Genomic DNA, 23,414 nt, shown 5'->3' with positions numbered 1-23,414 from the left:
CCTAAGCGAGTCCACCGACAGGGCGGCCCGCCGTCAGGAGGTCCAGAAGTCCCACCAGCGGGTCAGGATCAGCATCCCGATGATCCCGATGTGCAGCGCCGGCAGCACCCAGGTGAACTCCTCGAAGAAGCTCTTGAGCCAGCCCGGCGCCGGCAGCAGCCCCTCGCGGACGTTGTGCGAGGTGACGTACCAGAACATCAGGATCGTGGCGACCCAGGCCAGGCTGCACCACAGGCACAGCGCGTTGATGTTGTAGAGCGACTGGTAGGTGAGCCATGCGCAGAAGACGACGCCGAAGAGGGTGCCGGCGTTGAAGGTGAGCCAGTACCAGCGGCGGAAGCGGGCCCCGGCCAAGATGCTCATGCCGACGCAGATCACGATGCCGTAGGCGACGAGGCCGAGCATGGGGTTCGGGAAGCCGAAGACGGCCGCCTGGTCGCTCTTCATGATGTTGCCGCAGGAGACGACCGGGTTGAGGCTGCAGCCCGGGGTGAAGTTCGGGTCCTCCAGCAGCTTGAACTTGTCGATCGTGATCACCCAGGCGGCGAGCAGGCCCGCAGCCCCCGTGATCACCAGCAGCAGGGCCAGCGCCCGGCTGGCCCCGAAGGTCGTCCCCCCGGCGGTGTCCGCGTCCGTGCTTCGTGTCGTCATACCGCCCGCTCCACATCTGCAAGGTGATCAAGCACGGGCCATTGTGCCGTACGAGCCTGTGAACGGACGGGGCCGGGGAAAGATCCCCGGCCCCGTCCTCACGCGTTCCTGCCGCAGCCGTCAGGCGAGGCGGGCCTTGACCGTGTCGATCAGCTCGGCGAGGGCGACCGGGGACTGCTCCCCGGACTCCATGTCCTTGAGCTGGACCATGCCCTCGGCCAGGTCGCGCTCTCCGGCGACCACGGCGAAGCGGGCACCGGAGCGGTTCGCGTCCTTCATCGCGCCCTTGAGGCCCTTGCCCCCGAACGAGAAGTCGGCCGCGACACCCGCCTTGCGGAGCTCGGTGACCTTGCCGAAGAGCACCCGTCGGGCCTCCTCGCCCAGCGCGACGGCGAACACCGACGTGGACGCCGGGATGTCGAGCTCGACGCCCTCGGCCTCCAGGGCAAGGACCGTGCGGTCCACGCCCAGCGCCCAGCCCACCGACGGCAGTGCCGGTCCGCCGATCATCTCGGACAGGCCGTCGTAGCGGCCGCCGCCGCCCACCGCGGACTGCGAGCCCAGACCGTCGTGCACGAACTCGAAAGTGGTGCGGGTGTAGTAGTCGAGCCCGCGCACCAGCTTCTCGTCGTCCTCGAAGGCGACCCCGGCCGCCGTGATCAGCGCCCGCACCTCCTCGTGGTACGCCTTGCACGCGTCGCACAGGTAGTCGCGCAGCACCGGCGCGCCGACGAGCTGCTTCTGCACGTCGGGCCGCTTGTCGTCCAGGACGCGCAGCGGGTTGATCTCGGCCCGTCGGACGGTCTCCTCGTCCAGGTCCAGGCCGCGCAGGAAGCCCTGCAGCGCCTCCCGGTACACCGGGCGGCACTCCTTGTCGCCGAGCGAGTTCAGCAGGATCCGGAAGTTGCGCAGGCCGAGCGAGCGGTAGGCCTGGTCGGCCAGGATGATCAGCTCGGCGTCCAGGGCCGGGTCCTCGGCACCGATGGCCTCGGCGCCCACCTGCGAGAAGTGGCGGTAGCGGCCCTTCTGCGGGCGTTCGTAGCGGTAGTAGGAACCGGAGTACCAGAGCTTCACCGGCAGGTTGCCCTGCTTGTGCAGGCTGGCCTCCAGAGCCGCGCGCAGAACCGAGGCGGTGCCCTCGGGGCGCAGTGCCAGCTGGTCGCCGCCCTTGGTCTCGAAGGCGTACATCTCCTTGGAGACGATGTCGGTGGACTCCCCGACGCCGCGGGCGAAGAGGCCGACGTCCTCGAAGCCGGGGGTCTCGATGTAGCCGTAGCCGGAGTTGCGGAGCGGGGCCGCAATGGCCTCGCGCACCGCCAGGTACTTGACCGAGACCGGCGGGATCAGGTCGTACGTGCCCTTGGGGGCCTTGAAAGTAGCCACGAAACTCTCGTCACATTCCTCGTCGTGGAGCGGCTGTCGGGTCCGCTGCCAGGCCGGCGGCGACCTCCCGCAGGTACGGGTTGGTCACGCGCTCGCGGCCGATGGTGGTCTGGGGACCGTGGCCGGACAGCACCACGGTCGAGTCGTCGAGCGGCAGGCACACGCGGGCCAGCGAATCGAGCATCTCGGCGTGGGAGCCGCCCGGCAGGTCGGTTCGTCCGATGGAGCCGGCGAAGAGCAGGTCGCCCGAGAAGAAGACCGGCGGGATGTCGGCCAGCTCGGGCATCCGGAAGGTCACCGACCCCTTGGTATGGCCCGGCGCGTGCGCCACGGAGAAGTCCATTCCGGCCAATTTCAGGGCGGCGCCGTCGGCCAGCTCGCGCACGTCGTCCGGCTCCCCCACGGTCAGCTCGCCCATGAGGGGCATCCCGATGGAGCGGCCGAGGGCCTTCTCCGGGTCGCTCATCATGTAGCGGTCCTCGGGGTGGATCCAGGCCGGTACGTCGTGTGCTCCGCACACCGGGACCACCGAGGCCACATGATCGATGTGGCCGTGGGTCAGAACGACCGCGACGGGCTTGAGCCGATGCTTCTTCAGCGTCTCCTCGACACCCTGGGCGGCCTGGTGGCCCGGGTCGATGATGACGCACTCCTCGCCGGCGGCGGGGGCGACCACGTAGCAGTTGGTGCCCCAAGCGCCTGCGGGGAACCCGGCAATCAGCACGTTCGTCCTCAATCGTCGTCCGGCGGGAGGCTGCAGGTCTTCAATCCTGCTGCTCAGAGCCTACCGGCGCCGCTCATTACACAGCGAACCCATATACGGTACGGCCTATCCCAGCCCGGACAGCAGTATCAGACACGTACAAGGAGACGACCCCGTGGTCACGAGCGATCAGCGGCGGCGACAGCTCGCCAGGGAGAAGTACGAGCGCCAGCAGAAGCGCCGCGCCGAGGCCCGGAAGAAGGGCCGCCAGCGGGCGGCGGTGATCGGCGCGGTGGTCGCTGTGGTGATCGCGACGCTGGTGGGCCTGATCGTGGGCGGTGTCTTCGACAAGGACAAGAAGGACCAGGCCTCGGACCCGGCGGCGAACCCGTCGTCCTCGGCGACCCCGCCCGAGCCGAAGCAGTCCCCCTCGCCGGAGATGGCGATCGACCAGAAGGGGAAGTACACCTTCGCGCTGAAGACCAGTGCCGGTGACATCAACTTCGCGATGGACGCGGCGAAGACCCCGCAGACCGTGAACTCGTTCAAGTCGCTCGCCGACAAGGGCTACTTCGACAACACCAAGTGCCACCGGCTGACGGCCGGCGGGATCTTCGTGCTCCAGTGCGGCGACCCCGAGGGCACCGGCCGCGGCGGCCCGGGCTACAACATCCCGGACGAGAACCTGGACTCCCTCGGCAAGGCCAACGAGCAGGGCCAGGTGATCTACCCGGCCGGCACGGTGGCGATGGCCAACACCGGCCAGCCCGGCTCGGGCGGCAGCCAGTTCTTCCTGGTCTACAAGGACAGCCCGCTGACGCCGACCTACACGCCGTTCGGCAAGATCGACGCGGCCGGCCTCAAGGTCCTGGAGGAGATCTCCAAGGCCGGCACGGTCGACGGCGGCCAGGACGGTGCGCCGAAGAACGAGGTCAAGATCGAGAAGGGCACGGTCACCCAGAACTGACGGGTGACGCGACCCCGGGCCGGCCGGCCCGCGCCCGTACGCCGATATTCCGTCGTGCGGGATGCGGACAGCCGGCCCGGCGGTCGCCTATGTTGGCGTTGTGCAGGGCGGGCGCTGCCCGCCCCAGGAAACTGTGGACGATGCCCAGGGGGTGAACCCCTCGCAGGCATCAGGTGGAGGAGGCGCTGTGAGCAGCGACCCGTGGGGCCGAGTCGACGAGACGGGCACCGTGTACGTGCGTACTTCCGATGGCGAGCAGGTCGTCGGTTCGTGGCAGGCGGGCACCCCCGAGGAGGCCCTGGCCTACTTCGAGCGCAAGTACGAGGGCCTGGTGGTCGAGATCGGCCTCCTCGAAAAGCGGGTGCGGACCACTGATCTGTCCGCCAAGGACGCGCAGACGGCGATCGACCACCTGCGTACGCAGGTCGACGAGCACCACGCCGTGGGCGACCTGGACGCCCTGCGCGTGCGGCTGGACAAGCTGGTCGAGACCGTGGAGTCCCGGCGCGAGGAGCGCAAGGTCGCCAAGGCCAAGCAGGCGGACGAGGCCCGGGCGGCCAAGGACGCGCTGGTCGCCGAGGCCGAGCAGCTGGCGCAGAGCGACCAGTGGCGCAGCGCCGGCGAGCGGCTGCGCGCCCTGGTGGACATCTGGAAGGGCCTGCCGCGCCTGGACCGCAAGTCGGACGACGAGCTGTGGCACCGGTTCTCGCACGCCCGTTCCGCCTTCTCCAAGCGCCGCAAGGCGCACTTCGCCTCGCTGGACGCGCAGCGCGAGGACGCCCGCAAGGTCAAGGAGAAGCTGGTCTCGGAGGCCGAGTCGCTGTCGAAGTCGACCGACTGGGGTCCGACGGCCGCCCGCTACCGCGAGCTGATGGCGGACTGGAAGGCGGCGGGCCGGGCGCAGCGCGAGGCCGAGGACGACCTGTGGAACCGTTTCCGCGGTGCGCAGGACGTGTTCTTCGCGGCCCGCAGCGAGGTGTTCGCGGAGCGTGACGCCGAGCAGATCGAGAACCTGAAGCTCAAGGAGGAGCTGGCCGACGAGGCCGAGAAGCTCGTTCCCGTTACGGACCTGAAGGCGGCCCGTGCCGCGTTCCGCTCCCTCAACGAGCGCTGGGAGGGCATCGGCCACGTGCCGCGCGACGCCCGGCCGAAGGTCGAGGGCCGGATGCACGCGGTGGAGCGGGCGATCCAGGAGGCCGAGGAGGGCGAGTGGCGCCGTACGAACCCGGAGGCGCGGGCGCGTGCGGCCGGCCTGACGGGTCAGCTCCAGGCGGCGGTCGACAAGCTGCGCCAGCAGATCGACGCGGCGCGCGCCGCGGGCAACAACGCGAAGGCCGACAAGCTGGCGCGTGAGCTGGAGGGCCGCCAGGCCCTGCTGGACCAGGCGCTGAAGGGCCTGGAGGAGTTCGGCGGCTGATTCGGGCCGCCCGTGCACGACGAGGGCCCCGGTACGGAGATCCGTACCGGGGCCCTCGCGCTGTCCGCTACGGCCGGCGGGCCGAGGTGACGCGGTAGACGTCGTAGACGCCCTCGACGCCCCGGACGGCCTTCAGGACGTGCCCCAGGTGCTTGGGGTCCCCCATCTCGAAGGTGAACCGGGAGGTGGCCACCCGGTCGCGGGAGGTCTGGACGGCCGCCGACAGGATGTTGACGTGCTGGTCGGACAGGACCCGTGTGACGTCCGACAGCAGCCGGGACCGGTCCAGCGCCTCGACCTGGATGGCGACCAGGAAGACCGAGGACTGGGTGGGCGCCCACTCGACCTCCAGCATCCGCTCGGGCTGCTGGGAGAGGGAGTCGACGTTGACGCAGTCCGCGCGGTGAACCGATACGCCACTGCCGCGCGTGACGAACCCGATGATCGGATCGCCCGGTACCGGGGTGCAGCAGCGGGCCAGCTTGACCCACACGTCGTCGACGCCCTTGACGACGACGCCCGGGTCGGCGTTGCTGCGCCGCTTGCTGCGGGCCCGCGCGGGCGGGATCGATTCCTCGATGTCCTCGTTGGCCGCCTCCTCGCCGCCGAGGGCCGCCACCAGCTTCTGTACCACGCCCTGCGCGGCCACGTGGCCCTCGCCGATGGCCGCGTACAGGGAGGAGATGTCCGGGTAGCGCATCTCGTGCGCGAGGGTCACCAGCGAGTCGCCGGTCAGGATGCGCTGGATCGGCAGGTTCTGCTTGCGCATGGCCCGCGCGATGGCGTCCTTGCCGTGCTCGATTGCCTCGTCGCGGCGTTCCTTGGAGAACCAGGCGCGGATCTTGTTCCGGGCGCGGGGGGACTTGACGAAGCCCAGCCAGTCGCGGGACGGTCCGGCGCCCTCGGCCTTCGAGGTGAAGACCTCGACGAGGTCGCCGTTGTCGAGGGTCGACTCCAGCGGGACCAGGCGGCCGTTGACCCGGGCCCCTATCGTCCGGTGGCCGACCTCGGTGTGGACGGCGTACGCGAAGTCCACCGGGGTGGCTCCGGCGGGCAGCGCTATGACGTCGCCCTTGGGGGTGAAGACGAAGACCTCGTTGCGCGAGAGGTCGAAGCGCAGCGAGTCGAGGAACTCGCCCGGGTCCTCGGTCTCCTTCTGCCAGTCCAGCAGCTGGCGCAGCCAGGCCATGTCGTTGACGGTGTCCTGGCCGGCGCTACCCTTGGCGGCCTGCGGGACGTCGGTGCGGACCTTGGAGGTGCCGGCGACGGTCTGCTGCTTGTACTTCCAGTGCGCGGCGATGCCGTACTCCGCGCGGCGGTGCATGTCGAAGGTGCGGATCTGCAGCTCGACGGGCTTGCCGCTGGGCCCGATGACCGTCGTGTGGAGCGACTGGTACATGTTGAACTTGGGCATCGCGATGTAGTCCTTGAACCGGCCCGGGACCGGGTTCCACCGCGCGTGCACCGTGCCCAGGGCCGCGTAGCAGTCCCGGACGGTGTCGACGAGGACGCGGATGCCCACCAGGTCGTAGATCTCCGCGAAGTCACGGCCGCGGACGATCATCTTCTGGTAGACGCTGTAGTAGTGCTTGGGGCGGCCCGTCACGGTGGCCTTGATCCGGGCGGCTCTGAGGTCCACCTGGACCTCGTCCGTGACGACGGCGAGGTACTCGTCGCGCTTGGGGGCCCGCTCGGCGACCAGGCGCACGATCTCGTCGTACATCTTGGGGTAGAGGATCGCGAAGGAGAGGTCCTCCAGCTCCCACTTGATCGTGTTCATGCCCAGCCGGTGCGCCAGCGGGGCGTAGATCTCGAGGGTCTCGCGGGCCTTCTTCTCCTGCTTCTCCCGCTTGAGGTAGCGCATCGTGCGCATGTTGTGCAGCCGGTCGGCGAGCTTGATGACCAGGACGCGCGGGTCCTTCGCCATCGCCACGACCATCTTGCGGACGGTCTCGGCCTGGGCCGCCTCGCCGAACTTCACCCGGTCGAGCTTGGTGACGCCGTCGACGAGCAGCGCCACGGCGTCGCCGAAGTCGCGGCGCAGGTCCTCCAGGCCGTACTCGGTGTCCTCGACGGTGTCGTGCAGCAGGCCGGCCATGAGGGTGGCCGGGTCCATGCCGAGCTCGGCGAGGATGGTGGTGACCGCGAGCGGGTGGGTGATGTACGGGTCGCCGCTCTTGCGCTTCTGGCCGCGGTGCCAGCGCTCGGCGACCTGGTAGGCCTGCTCGAGCTGGCGCAGCGTCGACGTCTCGATCTTCGGGTCATTGCTGCGGACTATGCGGAGCAGCGGTTCCAGTACCGGGTTGTACGGGTTCGAACGCTGCACGCCGAGGCGGGCCAGGCGGGCGCGCACCCGGTTGGAGGACGCAGCCGACTTCGCGGGCGCGGGCTTGACCGGCGCCGGCTTCGGGGCGGGCTTGACCGGCGGGGCCGGCGGGGGCGTGGCGGCGGCCGCCGTGGCCTGCTCGGCCTGCGGGTCGGGCTGCGCGGCGGAGATTGGCTGGACCTCGTCTGGCAAGAGCGCTCCTCACGGGGGTCCCCCCAGACGGAGTCCGGGGGAGGATCCGGTGCCCATGTCCGGTCCGGATAACCCATCGTAGCGAGGGTTGGGTCGCACCGTTCGCCGAGCCTGTCGCAACGGCCCGCGCACGCGGACGGCGGGCACCCGGGAGATTCCGGATGCCCGCCGTCTCGTTGCGGGGTGGGTGCGGTAGGACCGCTCAGACCACGATCAGCGCATCCAGCGGAGCCCCTGCGAGGGACCCGGCCAGCTTGGCGCGGCCCGGGAGGAACGAGAGCTCCATCAGGACCGCCACGCCGGCGACCTCGGCCCCGGCCCGCCGGATCAGCGAGAGGGAGGCCTCGGCCGTACCGCCGGTGGCCAGCACGTCGTCGATGACCATGACCCGGTCACCGGCCGACAGGTCCTCCGCGTGGACCTCGATCTCCGCCGTGCCGTACTCCAGCTCGTACGACTGTGCGAGCGTCGCGCCCGGCAGCTTGCCGGCCTTGCGGACCGGCACGAAGCCGATCCCAGCCTGCACCGCCACCGGGGCCGCGAGGATGAACCCGCGCGCCTCCAGCCCGACGATCTTCGTCGCGCCGTACTGCCCGGCCAGCTCCACGAGCGCGCCGGTCAGCGCGCCGAACGCCTCGGGGTCCGCCAGCAGCGGGGTGATGTCCTTGAACATCACGCCCGGCTTCGGGTAGTCCGCCACGTCCTTGATCCGGCTGAGCAGGAGGGCCCGCACGTCGTCGGACAGCTGTGCGGTCAACGTCGCCGCCCCGGCTGCCGGCCCTGCGACACGACCTGCGGCTCGTCCTCGGAGCCCTGGGCGTCGTCCGGGGACTCGCCCCTGGCCGCCGCGGACGCGCGCTTGGCGAGCACCCGCTTCTTCAGCGCCTTCATCGCCGGCTCGCGCTCCTTGAGGTCCACGACCAGCGGGGTCGCGATGAAGATCGAGGAGTACGCACCGGCCGCGAGGCCGACGAACAGCGACAGCGAGATGTCGTTCAGCATGCCGGCGCCCAGGAAGCCGCCGCCGATGAACAGCAGGGCCGCGACCGGGAGCAGCGCCACGACCGTGGTGTTGATCGAACGGACCAGGGTGCCGTTGATGCTGCGGTTGGCGATCTCGCTGAAGGTGTAGCGGGTCTGCTTGGTGATGTCCTTCGACCCCTCCTTGAGACCGTCGAAGACGACGACGGTGTCGTAGAGGGAGTAACCCAGGATGGTCAGCAGACCGATCACGGTGCCCGGGGTGACCTCGAAGCCGACGAGCGCGTACACGCCGACGGTGATGGTGAGGTCGTGGATCAGGGCGATCAGCGCGGCGACGGCCATGCGCCATTCGAAGGCGATGGCGAGGTAGATCACCACGAGGACCATGAAGACGCCGAGGCCGGTCCAGGCCTTGTTCGCGATCTGCTCGCCCCAGCTGGGGCCGACCAGGTCGGCGTTGATGTCGGCCTCGGTCACCTTGAGGTCGGCGGCCAGTTGCTTCTTCACGTCGGCCGCGGCGTCGGTGTCCAGACCGGAGATCTGGATGCGCATGCCGCCGGTGCCGAGCTCCTGGACGATCGCGTCGTGGCCGGAGGCCTTCTCCGCGTCCTCCGTGACCTTGGCGACCGAGGCGGTCGTCTTCGGGGTGGTGAAGACGGCTCCGCCCTTGAACTCGATGCCCATGTTCAGGCCCTGGACGGCCAGGGCGACGATCGCCGTGATGGTGATCAGGATGGAAACGCCGTACCAGAGAAAGCGCTTTCCGACGAAGTCGTAGCCGACCTCACCGCGGTACAGCTTGGCGCCGAGATCTCCCAGCTTCGACATCTCTCACGCCTCCTTTGCTTCGACGGGGGCGGGTGCGGCGGTACGCCGGGAGCTGCGCAGCGGGGGCTTGGCGCCGAGCCGCTTCGGGTCCAGCCCGGACCACGGGTGACCGCTGGAGAAGAACTTCGTACGCGCCAGCAGCGTCATGACGGGCTTGGTGAACAGGAACACCACGACCACGTCGAGCAGGGTGGTCAGACCCAGCGTGAAGGCGAAGCCCTGCACCTTGCCGACGGTGACGATGAACAGCACCGCGGCGGCGAGGAACGACACGAAGTCGGAGACCAGGATCGTGCGGCGGGCGCGCGGCCAGGCGCGCTCGACGGCCGGACGCAGGGTGCGGCCCTCGCGGATCTCGTCGCGGATGCGCTCGAAGTACACGATGAACGAGTCCGCGGTGATGCCGATGGCCACGATCGCACCGCAGACCGCCGGCAGGTTCAGCGCGAAGCCGATGCCCTTACCGAGCAGCGCCATGATCGTGTAGGTCAGGATCGCGGAGACCAGCAGGCTGACGATCGCGATGAAGGCCAGGCCGCGGTAGTACACCAGCAGGTAGACGACCACGAGGAGGAGACCGATCGCACCGGCGATCAGGCCGGCGCGCAGCTGCTCACCGCCGAGCGCGGCGGTGACGGTGGTGACGCTGTCCTCCTGGAAGGACAGCGGCAGGGCGCCGTACGAGAGCATGTTGCCCAGGTCCTGCGCGGACTGCTGGGTGAAGCCACCGGAGATCTGCGCGTTGCCGCCGGTGATCGCGGTGCTCACGGACGGGTCCGAGATGACGTCGCCGTCGAGGACGATCGCGAACTGGTTCTGCGGCATCTGCTTGGCCGCCAGCTCGCCGGTGACCTTCGCGAAGGCGTCGGCGCCGTGGTCGTTGAAGTTCATCGTGACGATCCACTGACCCGACTGCGGGTCGATCTCGCCCTTGGCGCTCTTGACGTCCTTGCCCTCGACCGCGGCCGGGCCCAGCAGCCACTTGCCCCACTGCTCGCCGCGCTGGCCGCAGGCGAGCGTCGGGTCGGTGGGCTTGACGCCCGTGCCGACGTTGGCGCGCTGCGCCTCGTTCGTGCAGTCGAGCGCGGCGAACTTGGCCTGCAGGTCGGCGGCGGCCGGGTCGGGTGCGGGGGCGCTCGCGGAGGGCGACGGGGCCGCCTTGTCGTCTGCCTTCTTCGACTCGCCCGCCGACGGCGTGGGAGTGGGCGCGTTCGGGGCCTTGAGGCCCTCGCTGAGCGCGCGGCCCTGGGAAGTGGCGCTGGACGACGGGGTGGCGGACGGGCTGGTCTTGTTCCCGTCCTCGGCCTTGGGGGCGCCGGAGCCGCTCGCGGAGGGGCTCGGGCTCTGGGCGCCCTCGGGAGCGGCGGGGGCGCCGTCCGCGAACGCGATGACCGGGCGGAAGTAGAGCTGGGCGGTGGTGCCGACCTGCTCGCGCGCCTGCTTCTCGTTCATCCCCTTGGGGATGTTCACGATGATGTGGTCGCGTCCCTGCGTCTGGACCTCGGCCTCGGAGACGCCGAGTCCGTTGACACGGCGCTCGATGATGCCGACCGCCGTGTTCATGTTGGTCTCGTTGACGGCGTTCTCTTTGCCGGGCTCGCTCTTGGCCTTGAGCGTGATGCTCGTGCCGCCGGCGAGGTCGATGCCCAGCCGGGGAGTCGTCTGCTTGGAGATGAACATCCCCGCGGTGAGCGCCACCATCGCGATCAGGATGATCGCCAGGGCACGCCCCGGCCTCCCCTGAGCCCCCGTGGGCCGCCGGCCCTTCTTCGGTGCTGCCACCTTGTCGTTTCTCCCTGTCCAACCGCCCCGCGCCGGGTCAGCGCGCGGACGGCCACGAAATGTGTGGTGGGGACCCCTGCCCCCCGCAGAAGTGTCACTGACGGGGACCGCGCCGACCGCCGGTCAGGCGCCCGCACGGTCCCCGGCCGCGCGCTACTTCGCGCCGGCCTCGCCGTCGGCCTTGCCGTCCTCGGGCTTGTCGTCGCCCTTGGGCTCGTCCTTCTTGCCCAGGTCCAGCTTCGGCGCCTCGCCCTCGTCCTTGGTGAGGGAGGAGGCGTCGTCCGGCACGACGGGCGTGTCGGTCGTCACGTCGTCGATGCCGTGGACGATGCGGTTGTACTCCGCGTCCTCCAGTACGGCGCCGATGGCGTTCTTCGCGTAGATCGCGTGGACGCCGGGAGCCACCTCGAGGGTGACCGTGTCGTCACCGATCTCCTTCACCGTGGCGTACATGCCGCCGATGGTGCGGACCCCGGTGCCGGGCGTCATCTGGTCGCGCATCTGCGCGGCCTGCTGCTGCTTCTTCTTCGCGGAGCGGGTCATCAGGAACATCGCCCCGATGAGCACGATGAACGGGAGGAGTGTCACGAGATTCACGGGACGGAAATCCTTCGCACGACCGCACGCGGACGGCGGCCTTTTCTACGGGGGTGGGCACGCCGACCCGAAGGGTCGGCATCGGCGGAGTCTAGGCGAGTCCGCACCGATGGAACAACGCCCAGCATGGCACCGCAGTTCCTGAGGGGGCGAACCTCCGCGCCGTCAGGCCCTGAACAAGCCCTGTTGCCCCGTTGATCCACTTCCGCCGTGCTGCGGTGCGACAAGGCCCAGGTGAGCCCATGCGGCGGGGGTCGCGACCCGTCCCCTGGGGGTGCGCGCGAGCAGGCCCTCGCGGACCAGGAAGGGTTCCGCGACCTCCTCCACGGTCTCCCGCTCCTCCCCCACCGCCACGGCGAGGGTGGACAGGCCGACGGGCCCGCCGCCGAACAGCTTCAGGAGTGCCTCCAGAACGGCTCGATCCAGTCGGTCGAGGCCGCGGGCGTCCACCTCGTACACCTGGAGGGCGGTGGCGGCCACCTCTCGGTTGATCACCCCGTCCGCCCGGACCTGGGCGTAGTCGCGCACGCGGCGCAGCAGCCGGTTGGCGATGCGCGGGGTGCCCCGGGAGCGTCCGGCGATCTCGGCCGCGCCGTCGGTGTCGATCTCCACGTCGAGGAGGCGGGCGGAGCGGTGGACAACGCGCTCCAGCTCCTCGGGAGCGTAGAACTCCATGTGGCCGGTGAAGCCGAAGCGGTCCCGCAGCGGCGGCGGCAGCAGTCCGGCCCGGGTGGTGGCGCCGACCAGAGTGAAGGGCGGCAGCTCCAGCGGGATCGCGGTGGCCCCCGGCCCCTTGCCGACGATCACGTCGACGCGGAAGTCCTCCATGGCCATGTAGAGCATCTCCTCGGCGGGCCGGGACATGCGGTGGATCTCGTCGAGGAAGAGGACCTCGCCCTCCTGGAGGGAGGAGAGGATCGCGGCGAGGTCGCCGGCGTGCTGGATGGCGGGGCCGGAGGTGATCCGGATGGGCGCCCCCATCTCGGCGGCGATGATCATGGAGAGGGTGGTCTTGCCGAGTCCGGGCGCGCCGGACAGCAGGACGTGGTCCGCGGTGGCCCCGCGCTGCTTGGCCGCCTTCAGGACCAGGTCCAGCTGCTGGCGGACCTTCTCCTGGCCGACGAACTCCCCGAGGTCCTTGGGGCGCAGGGCCGCCTCGACGGCGGTGTCCTCACCGTCCGCCGCGGCGGCGACGATACGTGCCTCGTCCTCGGCGGTGGTGTCGTCGTCCCAGTTCACGGTGTCAGTCTGCCTTCTCGGTTCGTACGGTGGTCGGTCGCGTGCGGCGGCGCCGCGGCGTCCGGGGCGGCCCCCCGGCCGCCGGGCGGCGCGGGCGGGTCAGCGGGCCCGGTTGAGGGTCTGGAGCGCGGCCCGCAGGAGTTGCGGCACGGGGGCCGCCCCGCCGGCGGCGATGGCCTCCTCCGCCTGCGGGGTCACCGCGGCAACGGCCTCCTCCGCGTCGCGGGAGGCGTAGCCGAGGCCGATCAGGGCGGCGGACAGCTGCTCCGTCCACGGGGACGGGGCGGACGCGACGGCGCGCTGGGCGCCCACCAGGCCGCTGCTGCCCAGCGGGGCGCCCAGCTTGCCCTTGAGCTCCAGCAGCAGCTTCTGAGCGCCCTTCGGGCCGATGCCCGGCACCGCCGTCAGCGCCTTCGCGTCACCGGCGGCGAAGGCCGCCCGCAGGGCGTCCGGGCTGTGCACGCCGAGCATCGCCTGAGCCACCCGCGGTCCGACACCGCTCGCGGTCTGCAGCAGCTCGAACACCTGGCGCTCGTCGTCGTCGGCGAAGCCGTACAGGGTCAGCGAGTCCTCCCGTACGACCAGGGAGGTCGCCAGCCGGGCCTGCTCGCCCATCCGCAGGCCGGCGATGGTGTTCGGCGTGCAGTGCACGGCCATGCCCACTCCCCCGACCTCGATCACGGCGAGGGTGGGGGTGAGCGCGGCGACCGCGCCGTTGACGAAGGCGATCATCGGGTACGGCCTTTCGGGGCGTGCTGGGCGTGCTGGGCGACCGCCTGCTGGAGGCGGTTCTGGGCGGGGGCCCGCCAGATGTGGCAGATGGCGAGGGCGAGGGCGTCGGCCGCGTCGGCGGGCTTGGGCGGCTCCGCCAGCCTCAGCAGCCGGGTGACCATCGCGCCGACCTGGGCCTTGTCGGCCCGGCCGCTGCCGGTGACGGCGGCCTTGACCTCGCTGGGGGTGTGCAGGGCGACCGGTATCCCGCGGCGGGCGGCGCAGAGCATCGCGACGGCGCTCGCCTGGGCGGTGCCCATCACGGTGCTGACGTTGTGCTGGCTGAAGACCCGCTCCACGGCGACGACTTCGGGCCGGTGCGTGTCGAGCCATTCCTCGATGCCCTGCTCGACGGCGACGAGCCGGTGGCCCAGCTCCGCGTCGGCGGGCGTCCGTACGACCCCCACCCCGAGCATGGTGAGGGGGCGGCCGGCGACGCCTTCGACGACGCCGACTCCGCATCGTGTCAGCCCCGGGTCCACGCCCAGTACGCGCACCGCGCCCCCTTTTGCGGCTAAACCGCCGCCGCTCTCGCGGAGGTGGCTGAGCACCGTCGTGGTTGCTCAAATTGATGGTTGCGGTCCGAAAACGGGCGCACACCCGGTTGACGCCGTCAGGCTATCCGCCCGCACTGACAATGCGACGGCGGGCCGACAGGGTGTGTCCTGTCGGCCCGCCGGATCCGCTCGGCTCGCGCCGGCGTTACGCGTCGACCTTCTCCATGACCTCGTCCGAGACGTCGAAGTTGGCGAAGACGTTCTGGACGTCGTCGCTGTCCTCGAGCGCGTCGATCAGCTTGAAGATCTTGCGGGCGCCCTCTTCGTCGAGCTCGACCTGCATGGTCGGGACGAAGCTGGAGTCCGCCGAGTCGTAGTCGATGCCGGCGTCCTGGAGCGCGGTGCGGACCGCGACCAGGTCGGTGGCCTCGCTGATGATCTCGAAGGTGTCGCCGTTGTCGTTGACCTCTTCGGCACCGGCCTCGAGCACCGCGCCGAGCACGTCGTCCTCGGAGAGCTCGGCCTTGGGCAGGATGATGACGCCCTTGCGGTTGAACAGGTACGAGACCGAGCCCGGGTCGGCCATCGAACCGCCGTTGCGGGTCATGGCGACGCGGACGTCGGAGGCGGCGCGGTTGCGGTTGTCGGTGAGGCACTCGATGAGCACCGCGACACCGTTCGGACCGTAGCCCTCGTACATGATCGTCTCGTAGTCGGCGCCGCCGGCCTCCAGGCCGCCGCCGCGCTTGACCGCGGAGTCGATGTTCTTGTTCGGGACCGACTGCTTCTTGGCCTTCTGAACCGCGTCGAAGAGCGTCGGGTTGCCCTCGATGTCGGCGCCGCCCATACGCGCCGCGACCTCGATGTTCTTGATCAGCTTCGCGAAGAGCTTGCCGCGCTTGGCATCGATCACGGCCTTCTTGTGCTTCGTCGTAGCCCATTTAGAGTGGCCGGACATCCGCCTGTCTCCTTCGCGTCACCAACAGTGTTCGTCTTCGATCCTACCGGGAGCTCGTCACAGCCCGGCGCGCACCATCTCGACGAAGTACGCGTGGACGCGGTCGTCGCCGGTCAGTTCGGGGTGGAACGAGGTCGCGAGGACCTTGCCCTGGCGCACGGCGACCGTGTGGCCGTCGTAGGTCGCGAGCACCTCGGCGGCGGCGCCGACGGACTCGACCCACGGGGCGCGGATGAAGACGCCCTCGACCGGGCCGCCCTCGATGCCCGCGAAGTCGATCTTCGCCTCGAAGGACTCGTTCTGGCGCCCGAAGGCGTTGCGGCGCACGATCATGTCGATGCCGCCCAGGGTCTCCTGGTCCTCGCGGCCGTCGAGGAGCTTGTCCGCGAGCATGATCATGCCGGCGCAGGTGCCGTACACGGGCATGCCGGCGGCCACGCGCTCGCGCAGCGGCTCCAGCATGCCGAAGAGCACGGCGAGCTTCGACATCGTCGTGGACTCGCCGCCGGGGATCACCAGGGCGTCGACCTCGGCGAGCTCCTCGGGGCGCCGGACCGGCCTGGCCACGGCGTCCGCCGCGGCCAGGGCGATCAGGTGCTCCCGTACGTCGCCCTGGAGGGCCAGGACACCGATCACGGGGGTGTTCGTCATGTCGGGACTACCAGCCGCGGTTGGCGTAGCGCTCGGCCTCGGGGAGGGTGTCGCAGTTGATGCCGACCATGGCCTCGCCCAGGTTGCGGGAGGCGTCCGCAATGATCTTCGGGTCGTCGAAGAAGGTGGTGGCCTTCACGATGGCGGCGGCGCGCTTGGCCGGGTCGCCCGACTTGAAGATGCCGGAGCCGACGAAGACACCCTCGGCACCGAGCTGGCGCATCAGGGCGGCGTCGGCCGGGGTGGCGACACCACCGGCGGAGAACAGCACGACGGGGAGCTTGCCGAGCTCGGCGACCTCCTTGACGAGCTCGTACGGGGCGCGCAGCTCCTTGGCGGCGGCGTACAGCTCGTTGTTGTCGAAGCCGCGCAGCTTGGCGATCTCGTTCTTGATCTGGCGCAGGTGGCGGACGGCCTCGACGACGTTGCCCGTGCCGGCCTCGCCCTTCGAGCGGATCATGGCCGCGCCCTCGGCGATGCGGCGCAGGGCCTCGCCCAGGTTGGTGGCGCCGCAGACGAAGGGGGTGGTGAACGCCCACTTGTCGGAGTGGTTGACCTCGTCGGCCGGGGTCAGGACCTCGGACTCGTCGATGTAGTCGACGCCGAGGGACTGCAGGACCTGGGCCTCGACGAAGTGGCCGATGCGGGACTTGGCCATCACGGGGATGGACACGGCCTCGATGATCTCTTCGATCATGTTGGGGTCGGACATGCGCGCGACGCCGCCGTCCTTGCGAATGTCGGCCGGGACCCGCTCCAGGGCCATGACGGCCACGGCGCCGGCGTCCTCGGCGATCTTCGCCTGCTCGGCGTTGACCACGTCCATGATCACGCCGCCCTTGAGCTGCTCGGCCATGCCGCGCTTGACGCGCGAGGTGCCGATCGCCGACTCGGCGGACTGGGGGGAGGTGGGAAGCGTGCTCACGGATTGACCTCACTCGAAAGGAAGACGGGGTACTGCGCGTACTACTGGGCCGAGGAAACCCCAGGGGACCAGTCCACTACAAGGGCCAATGTGGAGCCAGTGGCTCTTTCATTTGTCCCTCGTGGCCCTAGGCCGGCCGGTCCGCGAGGTCCGCCGGAGGTTCGTCGTCCATTTCGAAGGCCAGCGGGAACGGCGCGTGCCCGGCCAGTCTGAACCAGCGGACCTTGCGGTGGCGGCGCAGCGCGCGGGCGGCCCGTACGGCGTCGTTGTGGAACCGGCGGGCCATCGGCACCCGGCGGACGGCCGCCGCGAGTTCCTCGGTGGCCTGTGCCCCGCCGGGAGCGGCCTTCAGCACCTCGACCTGGTCCGCGTCGGCGAAGACCGCCCGCAGCGCCTGGCTCAGCTCGCTCTCGGCGACCTCGCGGTGATCCTCCTCGGCCTGCCGGGCGGCGTGCGCGGCCTCGTACAGCACCAGCGAGGAGGCGGGGTCGAGCGCCCCGGAGGTGGCCACCTCCAGCACCACGGAGGCGCGCCGGACGAGCTGTGCGTCGAGCGCGGCCCGCGCGGCGTCCATCCGCGAGTGCAGCCGGTCCAGCCGGCCGGCGGTCCAGCTGAGGTAGACGCCGACGGCAGCCAGGGCCAGGGCGATCCAGACAAGGGTTTCGATCACGCTGCGCGACCCTACCGTTCCGGGGGCACCGGGCTCCCATCGGCCCTGGCCGCCGCCCCTGGCCGCGCTGACCGGGGCCATCCTGCTGGGCCCGCCGAAGTCCCAGCTGCGGGGGCCCCTGGCCGGCCTGGTGCTCGTCTTCGGCGTCCCGGCGATGCTGCTCGCCGGCTTCCTCTCGACGGGGACGGACGGCCCGGAGCCCCGAATCGACGCGGAGGCGGCCGCCCCCGGCCGGACGGACCGCCGACTCGTCGTGGTGACCGCGGCGGGCTACCTGGATCCGGTCCGGTGCGTCTACGTCCACGACGGGAGCCGGCTCCTGGAACGCCGCTGGCTTGCCGGCTGTTTCAACGGCGACGCGGAGGAGAGCGGACTCGCCGAGGCCGTGTGGGCGGCCGGCGACCGGGTACGCATGACCACGGTCGGGGGCGAGGTCCACGAGGTGGCTGTCGGCGCCGACGGACGGCCGTACCGGACCGTCGGCGCCCGCTGACCCGTCTCCCCGGCCCGGTCAGGAGGGTGAGGTGTCCTTCGAGAAGCCCAGGCGGGTGCGGAGGGGGACGCGTTCGTCCGGGCCCACGGCCGCCGCGCCGTCCGTGACCGTCTCGTAGACCGCCAGGATGTCCGCCCCGACCGTGGACCAGTCGAAGCGGCGGACGTGCGCCGAGCCGCTGGCGCTGAGCCGCGCCCGGCGGTCCGGGTCCCGCAGGAGGGCGATCGCCCCGGCCGCCAGGGCGTCCGGGTTCTCGTTGGCGAAGAGGTCGCCGGCCCCGCCCTGGTCCAGGACCTGCGCGAAGGCGTCCAGGTCGGAGGCCAGTACCGCCGCGCCCGCCGACAGGGCCTCGACGAGGATGATGCCGAAGCTCTCGCCGCCCGTGTTCGGGGCCACGTACACGTCGACGCTGCGCAGCAGCCTCGCCTTGTCCTCGTCCGAGACCATGCCGAGGAACTCGACGCGCGAGCGGAGACCGGCCGGCAGCGAGGCCACCGCCTCCTCCTCGTCGCCGCGGCCCGCGACCAGCAGCCGTACGTCCGGGCACGCCTCCACGATCTTGGGGAAGGCAGCCATCAGCACGGGCAGGCCCTTGCGCGGCTCGTCGATGCGGCCGATGAAGCCCAGGGTCTGCCCGGTCCAGTCGGGGTTCGGCTCGGCCTTGGCGAAGAAATCCACGTCCACGCCGTTGGGGATGACGACCGCGTCGCCGCCGAGGTGCTCCACCAGCGTGCGCCGCGCGTACTCGCTCACCGCGATCCGCGCGCTGATCTTCTCCAGCGCGGGCTGCAGGATCGGGTACGCGGCGATCATCGCCCGGGAGCGCGGGTTCGAGGTGTGGAAGGTGGCCACGATCGGCCCCTGGGCCGCCCAGCAGGACAGGAGCCCCAGCGACGGCGAGGCCGGCTCGTGGATGTGGATGACGTCGAAGGTGCCGTCGTGCAGCCAGCGCCGGACCCGGGCCGCCGAGAGGAAGCCGAAGTTCAGCCGGGCCACGGATCCGTTGTACGGGACCGGCACGGCCCGCCCCGCGGACACCACGTACGGCGGGAGCGGGGTCTCGTCGTCGGCCGGGGCCAGTACCGACACCTCGTGGCCGAGGCCGATCAGGTGCTCGGCCAGGTCCCGGATGTGGAACTGGACGCCGCCCGGCACGTCCCACGAGTACGGGCACACGATGCCGATCTTCACAGCGTGCGCTCCTCCAGGTCTTCCAGCCAGAGCCGCTGAAGCATGTGCCAGTCCTCCGGGTGCTCGGCGATGCCCCACGCGAAGGCGTCCGCCACCGCCTGGGTCATGACGGTGGTCTTCTCGGCCCGGGTCCCGGTCTTCGGGACCTCCACCTCGGGGTGGATCCGGCCGTACATCTTCGGCGTGTCGCCGTAGTGCAGGGTGGCCGGGAGCAGCACCGCACCCGTCTGCTGGGCCAGCAGCGCCGGTCCGGCCGGCATGCGTGCCGTGGCGCCGAAGAAGTCGACCTCGACGCCGGAGGCGGACAGGTCCCGGTCCGCGACCAGGCAGACCAGGCCGCCGGAGCGCAGCCGCCGGGCGAGGATGCCGAAGGCGGCGCCGCCGCTGTGCGGCAGGACCTCCATGCCCAGGCTCTCGCGGTAGGCCACGAAGCGGTCGTAGAGGGTCTCGGGCTTGAGGCGCTCGGCGACCGTGGTGAAGGGCACCCCGATGTGGCCGATGGCCCAGGCCCCGGCAAGGTCCCAGTTGGCGAGGTGCGGCAGGGCGACGACGACCCCGCGTCCGGAGGCGAGGGCTTCGCGCAGGATGTGCTCGTCCTTGAACTCGACGTCCGTGCCGAACCGCTCCGGGTCCATGGTCGGCAGCCGGAAGGACTCCATCCAGTACCGCATGTACGAGCGCATGCCGGCCCGGGAGAGCTCGCGCAGCCGCTCGGGGCCGGCGTCGGGCACCACCCGGGCCAGGTTCGACTCCAGGCGCAGCACGCTCTTGCCGCGGCGCTTCCACGCGAAGTCCGCGATCCGCCGGCCGAGGGCAACGGCGGCCGGCTCGGGCAGCTTCTTGACCCCGGCCCAGCCGAGCCCGTACAGGCCGTCCACCAGCTTGTCCTGTGCGGCGCCCATCAGGCGGCGCCCCCTTCGGAGGCGGCCGCCGCGGCGTCGGCCTCAGCGGACTCGCGGCGTACGGTGACCACGCGCTGGATCAGGGTGACGAGCGACCCGACGGCGACCACCCACAGGGCGATCGGCAGGAGGACGCCGATCCAGGACGGCACCCCGAAGGTCTGCAGTCCGGACAGGCCGGCCGCGACCAGCGAGATCACCAGGCGCTCGGCGCGCTCGATGAGCCCGTTGACGGCCACCGGCAGCCCGATCGACTCGCCGCGCGCCTTGGTGTAGGACACCACCTGGCCGCTGGCCAGGCAGAAGATCGCCACCGCGCACAGCGCGTTGTCGTTGCCGGAGCCGGCGTACCAGAGGGCGAGGCCGCCGAAGATCGCCGCGTCGGCCACCCGGTCGAGGGTGGAGTCGAGGAAGGCGCCCCACCGGCTGGAGATCCCGGCCTGGCGGGCCATGTTCCCGTCGACGAGGTCGGAGAAGACGAAGAGGGTGATGGTGATGGTGCCCCAGAAGAACTCCCCGCGGGGGAAGAAGACCAGCGCGCCCGCCACCACTCCGGCCGTGCCGATCAGGGTGACCGCGTCCGGGCTCACCCCCCGCCGGAGCAGAAATGCGGCGAATGGCGTGAGAACACGCGTGAAGAATGCACGCGCGTACTTGTTCAGCATGGCCTTCCCGGAGGGTCGCTGGGCCGCACGGCCACCACGGCCACCGGCTGGCCCATCGTAGCCAGCACGCCGCCGCCGGAACGCCGCGCACCCACCGGTTCTCGCCCGTAAGGCGTTCTTCATGCCGCGGACCGCCGCCTGTGCGTCACGGGTAAGGCCCCCGTACGTCCCCGGTACGTCCCCGGTACGACGTATGGACGCGGTGTGACAGCAGTGCAAAGCTCGTAGAACCGCGCATTCCTCATGCGCGGGGACAAGGAACCCACCCTCCTCACCGTCACCACCGGGAGGCACGAGCACCATGGGAGCCACATCACACCAAGCCGGAGCCGCCGGCAGGGCACTGACGGCCGACCGCCCCTCGTCCATACGGAACGTCGTGCTGGTCGGCCACAGCGGATCCGGCAAGACCACACTGGTCGAAGCCCTCGCCCTGACCGCCGGAGCGGTCAACCGGGCCGGTCGGGTCGAGGACGGCGCCACCGTCTCCGACTACGACGAGATCGAACACCGACGCCAGCGTTCCATCCAGCTCTCCCTCGTCCCCGTCGAATGGGACGGGATCAAGATCAACATCTTGGACACCCCCGGATACGCCGACTTCGTCGGGGAACTCAGGGCCGGTCTGCGCGCAGCGGACGCGGCCCTTTTCGTCGTCTCGGCCTCGGACGGGATCGACGGCGCCACCCGCATGGTCTGGGACGAGTGCGAGGCCGTAGGCATGCCCCGCGCCATCGTCGTGACCCACCTGGAGGCCGCCCGCTCCGACTACGCGCAGATGACCACCGTCTGCGGCGAGATCTTCGGCGCGGAGGACCCCGACGCGGTCATCCCGCTCTACCTCCCCCTGCACGGCCCCGCCGGCCCGGACGGGCACGCCCCCGTCACCGGCCTGCTCGGCCTGCTGTCCCAGCGCGTGTACGAGTACGCCTCCGGCGAGCGCGTGGAGCGCGACCCGGACCCGGCCGAGCTGGACCTCATCACCGCGGCCCGCGCGCGGCTCATCGAGGGGATCATCGCCGAGAGCGAGGACGAGACCCTCATGGACCGCTACCTCGGCGGCGAGGACATAGACCTCAAGACCCTCGTCGACGACCTGGAGCGCGCCGTCGCCCGCGGCACCTTCCACCCCGTCCTGATGGCCGCCCCGGCCGCCGACGGCGCCCGCCAGGGCCTCGGCACCGTGGAACTCCTCGAACTGATCACCGGCGGCTTCCCGACCCCCCTGGAGCGCCCCGCCGTCACCGTCACCCGTCCCGACGGCTCCGCCCGCCCCGACGTCACCTGCGATCCCGCCGGACCCCTGGTCGCCGAGGTCGTCAAGACCTCCTCCGACCCCTACGTCGGCCGCGTGTCCCTCGTACGCATCTTCTCCGGCACCCTGAACCCGGAGGAGACCGTCCACGTCAGCGGGCACGGCCTGGCCGACCGGGGGCACGAGGACCACGACGTCGACGAGCGGATCGGCACCCTGACCGCCCCCTTCGGCAAACAGCAGCGCGTTCTCGGCCGGTGCATCGCCGGGGACCTGGCCTGCGTGGCCAAACTCAGCCGCGCGGAGACCGGCGACACCCTCTCCGCCAAGGACGACCCCCTCCTCATGGCGCCGTGGACCATGCCCGACCCCCTGCTCCCCCTCGCCATCGAGGCCCACAGCAAGGCCGACGAGGACAAGCTCTCCCAGGGCCTGGCCCGGCTCGTCGCCGAGGACCCCACCATGCGGCTGGAGCAGAACCCACACACCCACCAGGTGGTCCTGTGGAGCCTGGGCGAGGCACACCAGGACGTCGCCCTGGAGCGGCTGCGCACCCGCTACGGCGTCCAGGTCGACCCCGTCCCGCACAAGGTGAGCCTGCGCGAGACCTTCGGCGGCAAGGCGGCCGGCCGCGGCCGGCACGTCAAACAGTCCGGCGGCCACGGCCAGTTCGCCATCTGCGAGATCGAGGTGGAACCGCTCCCGCCCGGCAGCGGCATCGAGTTCGTCGACAAGGTCGTCGGCGGCTCCGTGCCCCGCCAGTTCATCCCGTCCGTGGAGAAGGGCGTGCGCAGCCAGGCCGCCCGCGGGGTCGCCGCCGGCTACCCGCTGGTCGACGTACGCATCACCCTCCTCGACGGCAAGGCGCACTCGGTGGACTCCTCGGACGCCGCGTTCCAGACCGCGGGCGCGCTCGCCCTGCGCGAGGCCGCGGCGGAGGCCCGGATCGACCTGCTCGAACCGGTCGCCGAGCTCGACGTCCTGATCCCCGACGAGTACGTCGGGCCCGTCATGAGCGATCTCGCGGGCCGCCGCGGCCGTGTCGTCGGCACCGACCAGGCCGGGGCCGGGCGCACCCGGGTCCGCGCCGAGATCCCCGAGATCGAGATCGGCCGCTACGCCGTCGAGCTGCGCTCCGTCTCGCACGGCACCGGCCGCTTCGCCCGCGCCTACGCCCGGCACGAGCCCATGCCGCCCCAGATCGCGGAAAAGGTGCGCGAACAGACGGAGAAGGGAACGTAGTTGAGGTAGCACCGGGGTGCCGCCCACCCAACCGTCTTGCGGTGGGCGGCATTTCCCTGTCCCATGACCATGGGGCGAGATCCGCCGATAGGCTCGTCGGCGCACCAAAAGAGCAGGAACGCAAG

At 70.9% G+C, this 23,414-nt stretch carries 22 protein-coding genes; 4 read left to right on the top strand and 18 right to left on the bottom strand.

Features of this window, described 5'->3' with window-relative positions; all coding sequences use genetic code 11:
• Positions 1–33: 33 nt before the first annotated feature.
• From OHA91_RS30260 to OHA91_RS30250, 3 genes are all read right to left on the bottom strand, one after another.
• The gene (locus OHA91_RS30260) at positions 34–651 is read right to left on the bottom strand and encodes a vitamin K epoxide reductase family protein (RefSeq protein ID WP_266503018.1); all 618 of its coding nucleotides are present in this window, start codon (positions 649–651) and stop codon (positions 34–36) included.
• A gap of 120 nt (positions 652–771) precedes the next feature.
• On the bottom strand, positions 772–2,034 hold the full coding sequence (gene hisS, locus OHA91_RS30255) for a histidine--tRNA ligase (RefSeq protein ID WP_031150223.1): 1,263 nt from the start codon (positions 2,032–2,034) through the stop codon (positions 772–774).
• Between the two features lie 10 nt (positions 2,035–2,044).
• Positions 2,045–2,758 carry an MBL fold metallo-hydrolase gene (locus OHA91_RS30250; protein WP_031150225.1) on the bottom strand — a complete coding sequence of 238 codons (714 nt, stop codon included), beginning with the start codon at positions 2,756–2,758 and terminating at the stop codon, positions 2,045–2,047.
• Positions 2,759–2,912: 154 nt separating this feature from the next.
• Here OHA91_RS30250 and OHA91_RS30245 point away from each other — a divergent pair, with 154 nt between their 5' ends.
• Positions 2,913–3,704 (top strand): peptidylprolyl isomerase, encoded by a 792-nt coding sequence (locus tag OHA91_RS30245; protein WP_031150227.1) that lies wholly within the window; start codon positions 2,913–2,915, stop codon positions 3,702–3,704.
• A gap of 187 nt (positions 3,705–3,891) precedes the next feature.
• Entirely contained in the window at positions 3,892–5,121 is a 1,230-nt protein-coding gene (locus tag OHA91_RS30240; RefSeq protein ID WP_031150228.1) for a DUF349 domain-containing protein, read from the top strand.
• A gap of 67 nt (positions 5,122–5,188) precedes the next feature.
• Here OHA91_RS30240 and OHA91_RS30235 read toward each other — a convergent pair whose 3' ends face one another.
• From OHA91_RS30235 to OHA91_RS30180, 12 genes are all read right to left on the bottom strand, one after another.
• A complete protein-coding gene (locus OHA91_RS30235; RefSeq protein ID WP_031150229.1) occupies positions 5,189–7,639 on the bottom strand; it encodes a RelA/SpoT family protein in 2,451 nt (816 codons plus the stop codon).
• 202 nt (positions 7,640–7,841) lie between these two features.
• Positions 7,842–8,396 carry an adenine phosphoribosyltransferase gene (locus OHA91_RS30230; protein WP_037632259.1) on the bottom strand — a complete coding sequence of 185 codons (555 nt, stop codon included), beginning with the start codon at positions 8,394–8,396 and terminating at the stop codon, positions 7,842–7,844.
• Positions 8,393–9,451 (bottom strand): protein translocase subunit SecF, encoded by a 1,059-nt coding sequence (gene secF, locus OHA91_RS30225; RefSeq protein ID WP_031150233.1) that lies wholly within the window; start codon positions 9,449–9,451, stop codon positions 8,393–8,395. The genes OHA91_RS30230 and secF overlap by 4 nt, the downstream gene beginning before the upstream one ends.
• 3 nt (positions 9,452–9,454) lie before the next feature.
• Positions 9,455–11,233 (bottom strand): protein translocase subunit SecD, encoded by a 1,779-nt coding sequence (secD, locus tag OHA91_RS30220; RefSeq protein WP_031150235.1) that lies wholly within the window; start codon positions 11,231–11,233, stop codon positions 9,455–9,457.
• A gap of 153 nt (positions 11,234–11,386) precedes the next feature.
• Positions 11,387–11,830 carry a preprotein translocase subunit YajC gene (yajC, locus tag OHA91_RS30215; protein WP_031150236.1) on the bottom strand — a complete coding sequence of 148 codons (444 nt, stop codon included), beginning with the start codon at positions 11,828–11,830 and terminating at the stop codon, positions 11,387–11,389.
• 165 nt (positions 11,831–11,995) lie between these two features.
• A complete protein-coding gene (gene ruvB / locus OHA91_RS30210; protein ID WP_031150237.1) occupies positions 11,996–13,069 on the bottom strand; it encodes a Holliday junction branch migration DNA helicase RuvB in 1,074 nt (357 codons plus the stop codon).
• A gap of 99 nt (positions 13,070–13,168) precedes the next feature.
• Entirely contained in the window at positions 13,169–13,801 is a 633-nt protein-coding gene (gene ruvA, locus OHA91_RS30205) for a Holliday junction branch migration protein RuvA (RefSeq protein WP_328740371.1), read from the bottom strand.
• Entirely contained in the window at positions 13,798–14,337 is a 540-nt protein-coding gene (gene ruvC, locus OHA91_RS30200) for a crossover junction endodeoxyribonuclease RuvC (RefSeq protein ID WP_328740370.1), read from the bottom strand. The genes ruvA and ruvC overlap by 4 nt, the downstream gene beginning before the upstream one ends.
• A gap of 205 nt (positions 14,338–14,542) precedes the next feature.
• Positions 14,543–15,295 carry a YebC/PmpR family DNA-binding transcriptional regulator gene (locus OHA91_RS30195; RefSeq protein WP_031150240.1) on the bottom strand — a complete coding sequence of 251 codons (753 nt, stop codon included), beginning with the start codon at positions 15,293–15,295 and terminating at the stop codon, positions 14,543–14,545.
• Between the two features lie 57 nt (positions 15,296–15,352).
• Positions 15,353–15,946, bottom strand: coding sequence for a pyridoxal 5'-phosphate synthase glutaminase subunit PdxT (gene pdxT, locus OHA91_RS30190; RefSeq protein WP_031150241.1), 594 nt, complete (start codon positions 15,944–15,946; stop codon positions 15,353–15,355).
• A gap of 7 nt (positions 15,947–15,953) precedes the next feature.
• Entirely contained in the window at positions 15,954–16,871 is a 918-nt protein-coding gene (gene pdxS / locus OHA91_RS30185; protein ID WP_030656154.1) for a pyridoxal 5'-phosphate synthase lyase subunit PdxS, read from the bottom strand.
• A gap of 127 nt (positions 16,872–16,998) precedes the next feature.
• On the bottom strand, positions 16,999–17,541 hold the full coding sequence (locus OHA91_RS30180) for a LemA family protein (RefSeq protein WP_031150242.1): 543 nt from the start codon (positions 17,539–17,541) through the stop codon (positions 16,999–17,001).
• Between the two features lie 130 nt (positions 17,542–17,671).
• On the opposite strand from OHA91_RS30180, the gene OHA91_RS30175 reads away from it, so the two are divergent.
• A complete protein-coding gene (locus OHA91_RS30175) occupies positions 17,672–18,034 on the top strand; it encodes a hypothetical protein (RefSeq protein WP_328740369.1) in 363 nt (120 codons plus the stop codon).
• An 18-nt stretch (positions 18,035–18,052) separates the two neighbouring features.
• Here OHA91_RS30175 and OHA91_RS30170 read toward each other — a convergent pair whose 3' ends face one another.
• The 3 genes from OHA91_RS30170 to pgsA are packed head-to-tail and all read right to left on the bottom strand — an operon-like array spanning position 18,053 to position 20,792.
• Positions 18,053–19,225: a glycosyltransferase family 4 protein gene (locus OHA91_RS30170; protein ID WP_031150245.1), complete on the bottom strand. Its 1,173-nt coding sequence runs from the start codon at positions 19,223–19,225 to the stop codon at positions 18,053–18,055.
• Complete coding sequence (locus OHA91_RS30165; RefSeq protein WP_266503000.1) at positions 19,222–20,127, bottom strand: phosphatidylinositol mannoside acyltransferase; 906 nt, start codon at positions 20,125–20,127, stop codon at positions 19,222–19,224. Before OHA91_RS30165 ends, OHA91_RS30170 begins: the two co-directional genes overlap by 4 nt.
• Complete coding sequence (gene pgsA / locus OHA91_RS30160; protein ID WP_031150249.1) at positions 20,127–20,792, bottom strand: phosphatidylinositol phosphate synthase; 666 nt, start codon at positions 20,790–20,792, stop codon at positions 20,127–20,129. The genes OHA91_RS30165 and pgsA overlap by 1 nt, the downstream gene beginning before the upstream one ends.
• 301 nt (positions 20,793–21,093) lie before the next feature.
• Here pgsA and OHA91_RS30155 point away from each other — a divergent pair, with 301 nt between their 5' ends.
• Entirely contained in the window at positions 21,094–23,289 is a 2,196-nt protein-coding gene (locus tag OHA91_RS30155; RefSeq protein WP_031150251.1) for an elongation factor G-like protein EF-G2, read from the top strand.
• Positions 23,290–23,414 lie beyond the last annotated feature (125 nt).

This window comes from Streptomyces erythrochromogenes, from assembly GCF_036170895.1.
Lineage (GTDB): Bacteria > Actinomycetota > Actinomycetes > Streptomycetales > Streptomycetaceae > Streptomyces > Streptomyces erythrochromogenes.
The sequence above is the reverse complement of the archived record's forward strand: the minus strand, read 5'-3'. Positions and strand labels throughout refer to the sequence as shown.

Coding starts and splice junctions, on each gene's coding strand:
- secF (WP_031150233.1), bottom strand. CDS start 9,451: ATGTCGAAGCTGGGAGATCTCGGCGCCAAGCTGTACCGCGGTGAGGTC.
- pgsA (WP_031150249.1), bottom strand. CDS start 20,792: ATGCTGAACAAGTACGCGCGTGCATTCTTCACGCGTGTTCTCACGCCA.
- OHA91_RS30195 (WP_031150240.1), bottom strand. CDS start 15,295: ATGTCCGGCCACTCTAAATGGGCTACGACGAAGCACAAGAAGGCCGTG.
- OHA91_RS30260 (WP_266503018.1), bottom strand. CDS start 651: ATGACGACACGAAGCACGGACGCGGACACCGCCGGGGGGACGACCTTC.
- OHA91_RS30155 (WP_031150251.1), top strand. CDS start 21,094: ATGGGAGCCACATCACACCAAGCCGGAGCCGCCGGCAGGGCACTGACG.
- OHA91_RS30165 (WP_266503000.1), bottom strand. CDS start 20,127: ATGGGCGCCGCACAGGACAAGCTGGTGGACGGCCTGTACGGGCTCGGC.
- ruvA (WP_328740371.1), bottom strand. CDS start 13,801: ATGATCGCCTTCGTCAACGGCGCGGTCGCCGCGCTCACCCCCACCCTC.
- pdxT (WP_031150241.1), bottom strand. CDS start 15,946: ATGACGAACACCCCCGTGATCGGTGTCCTGGCCCTCCAGGGCGACGTA.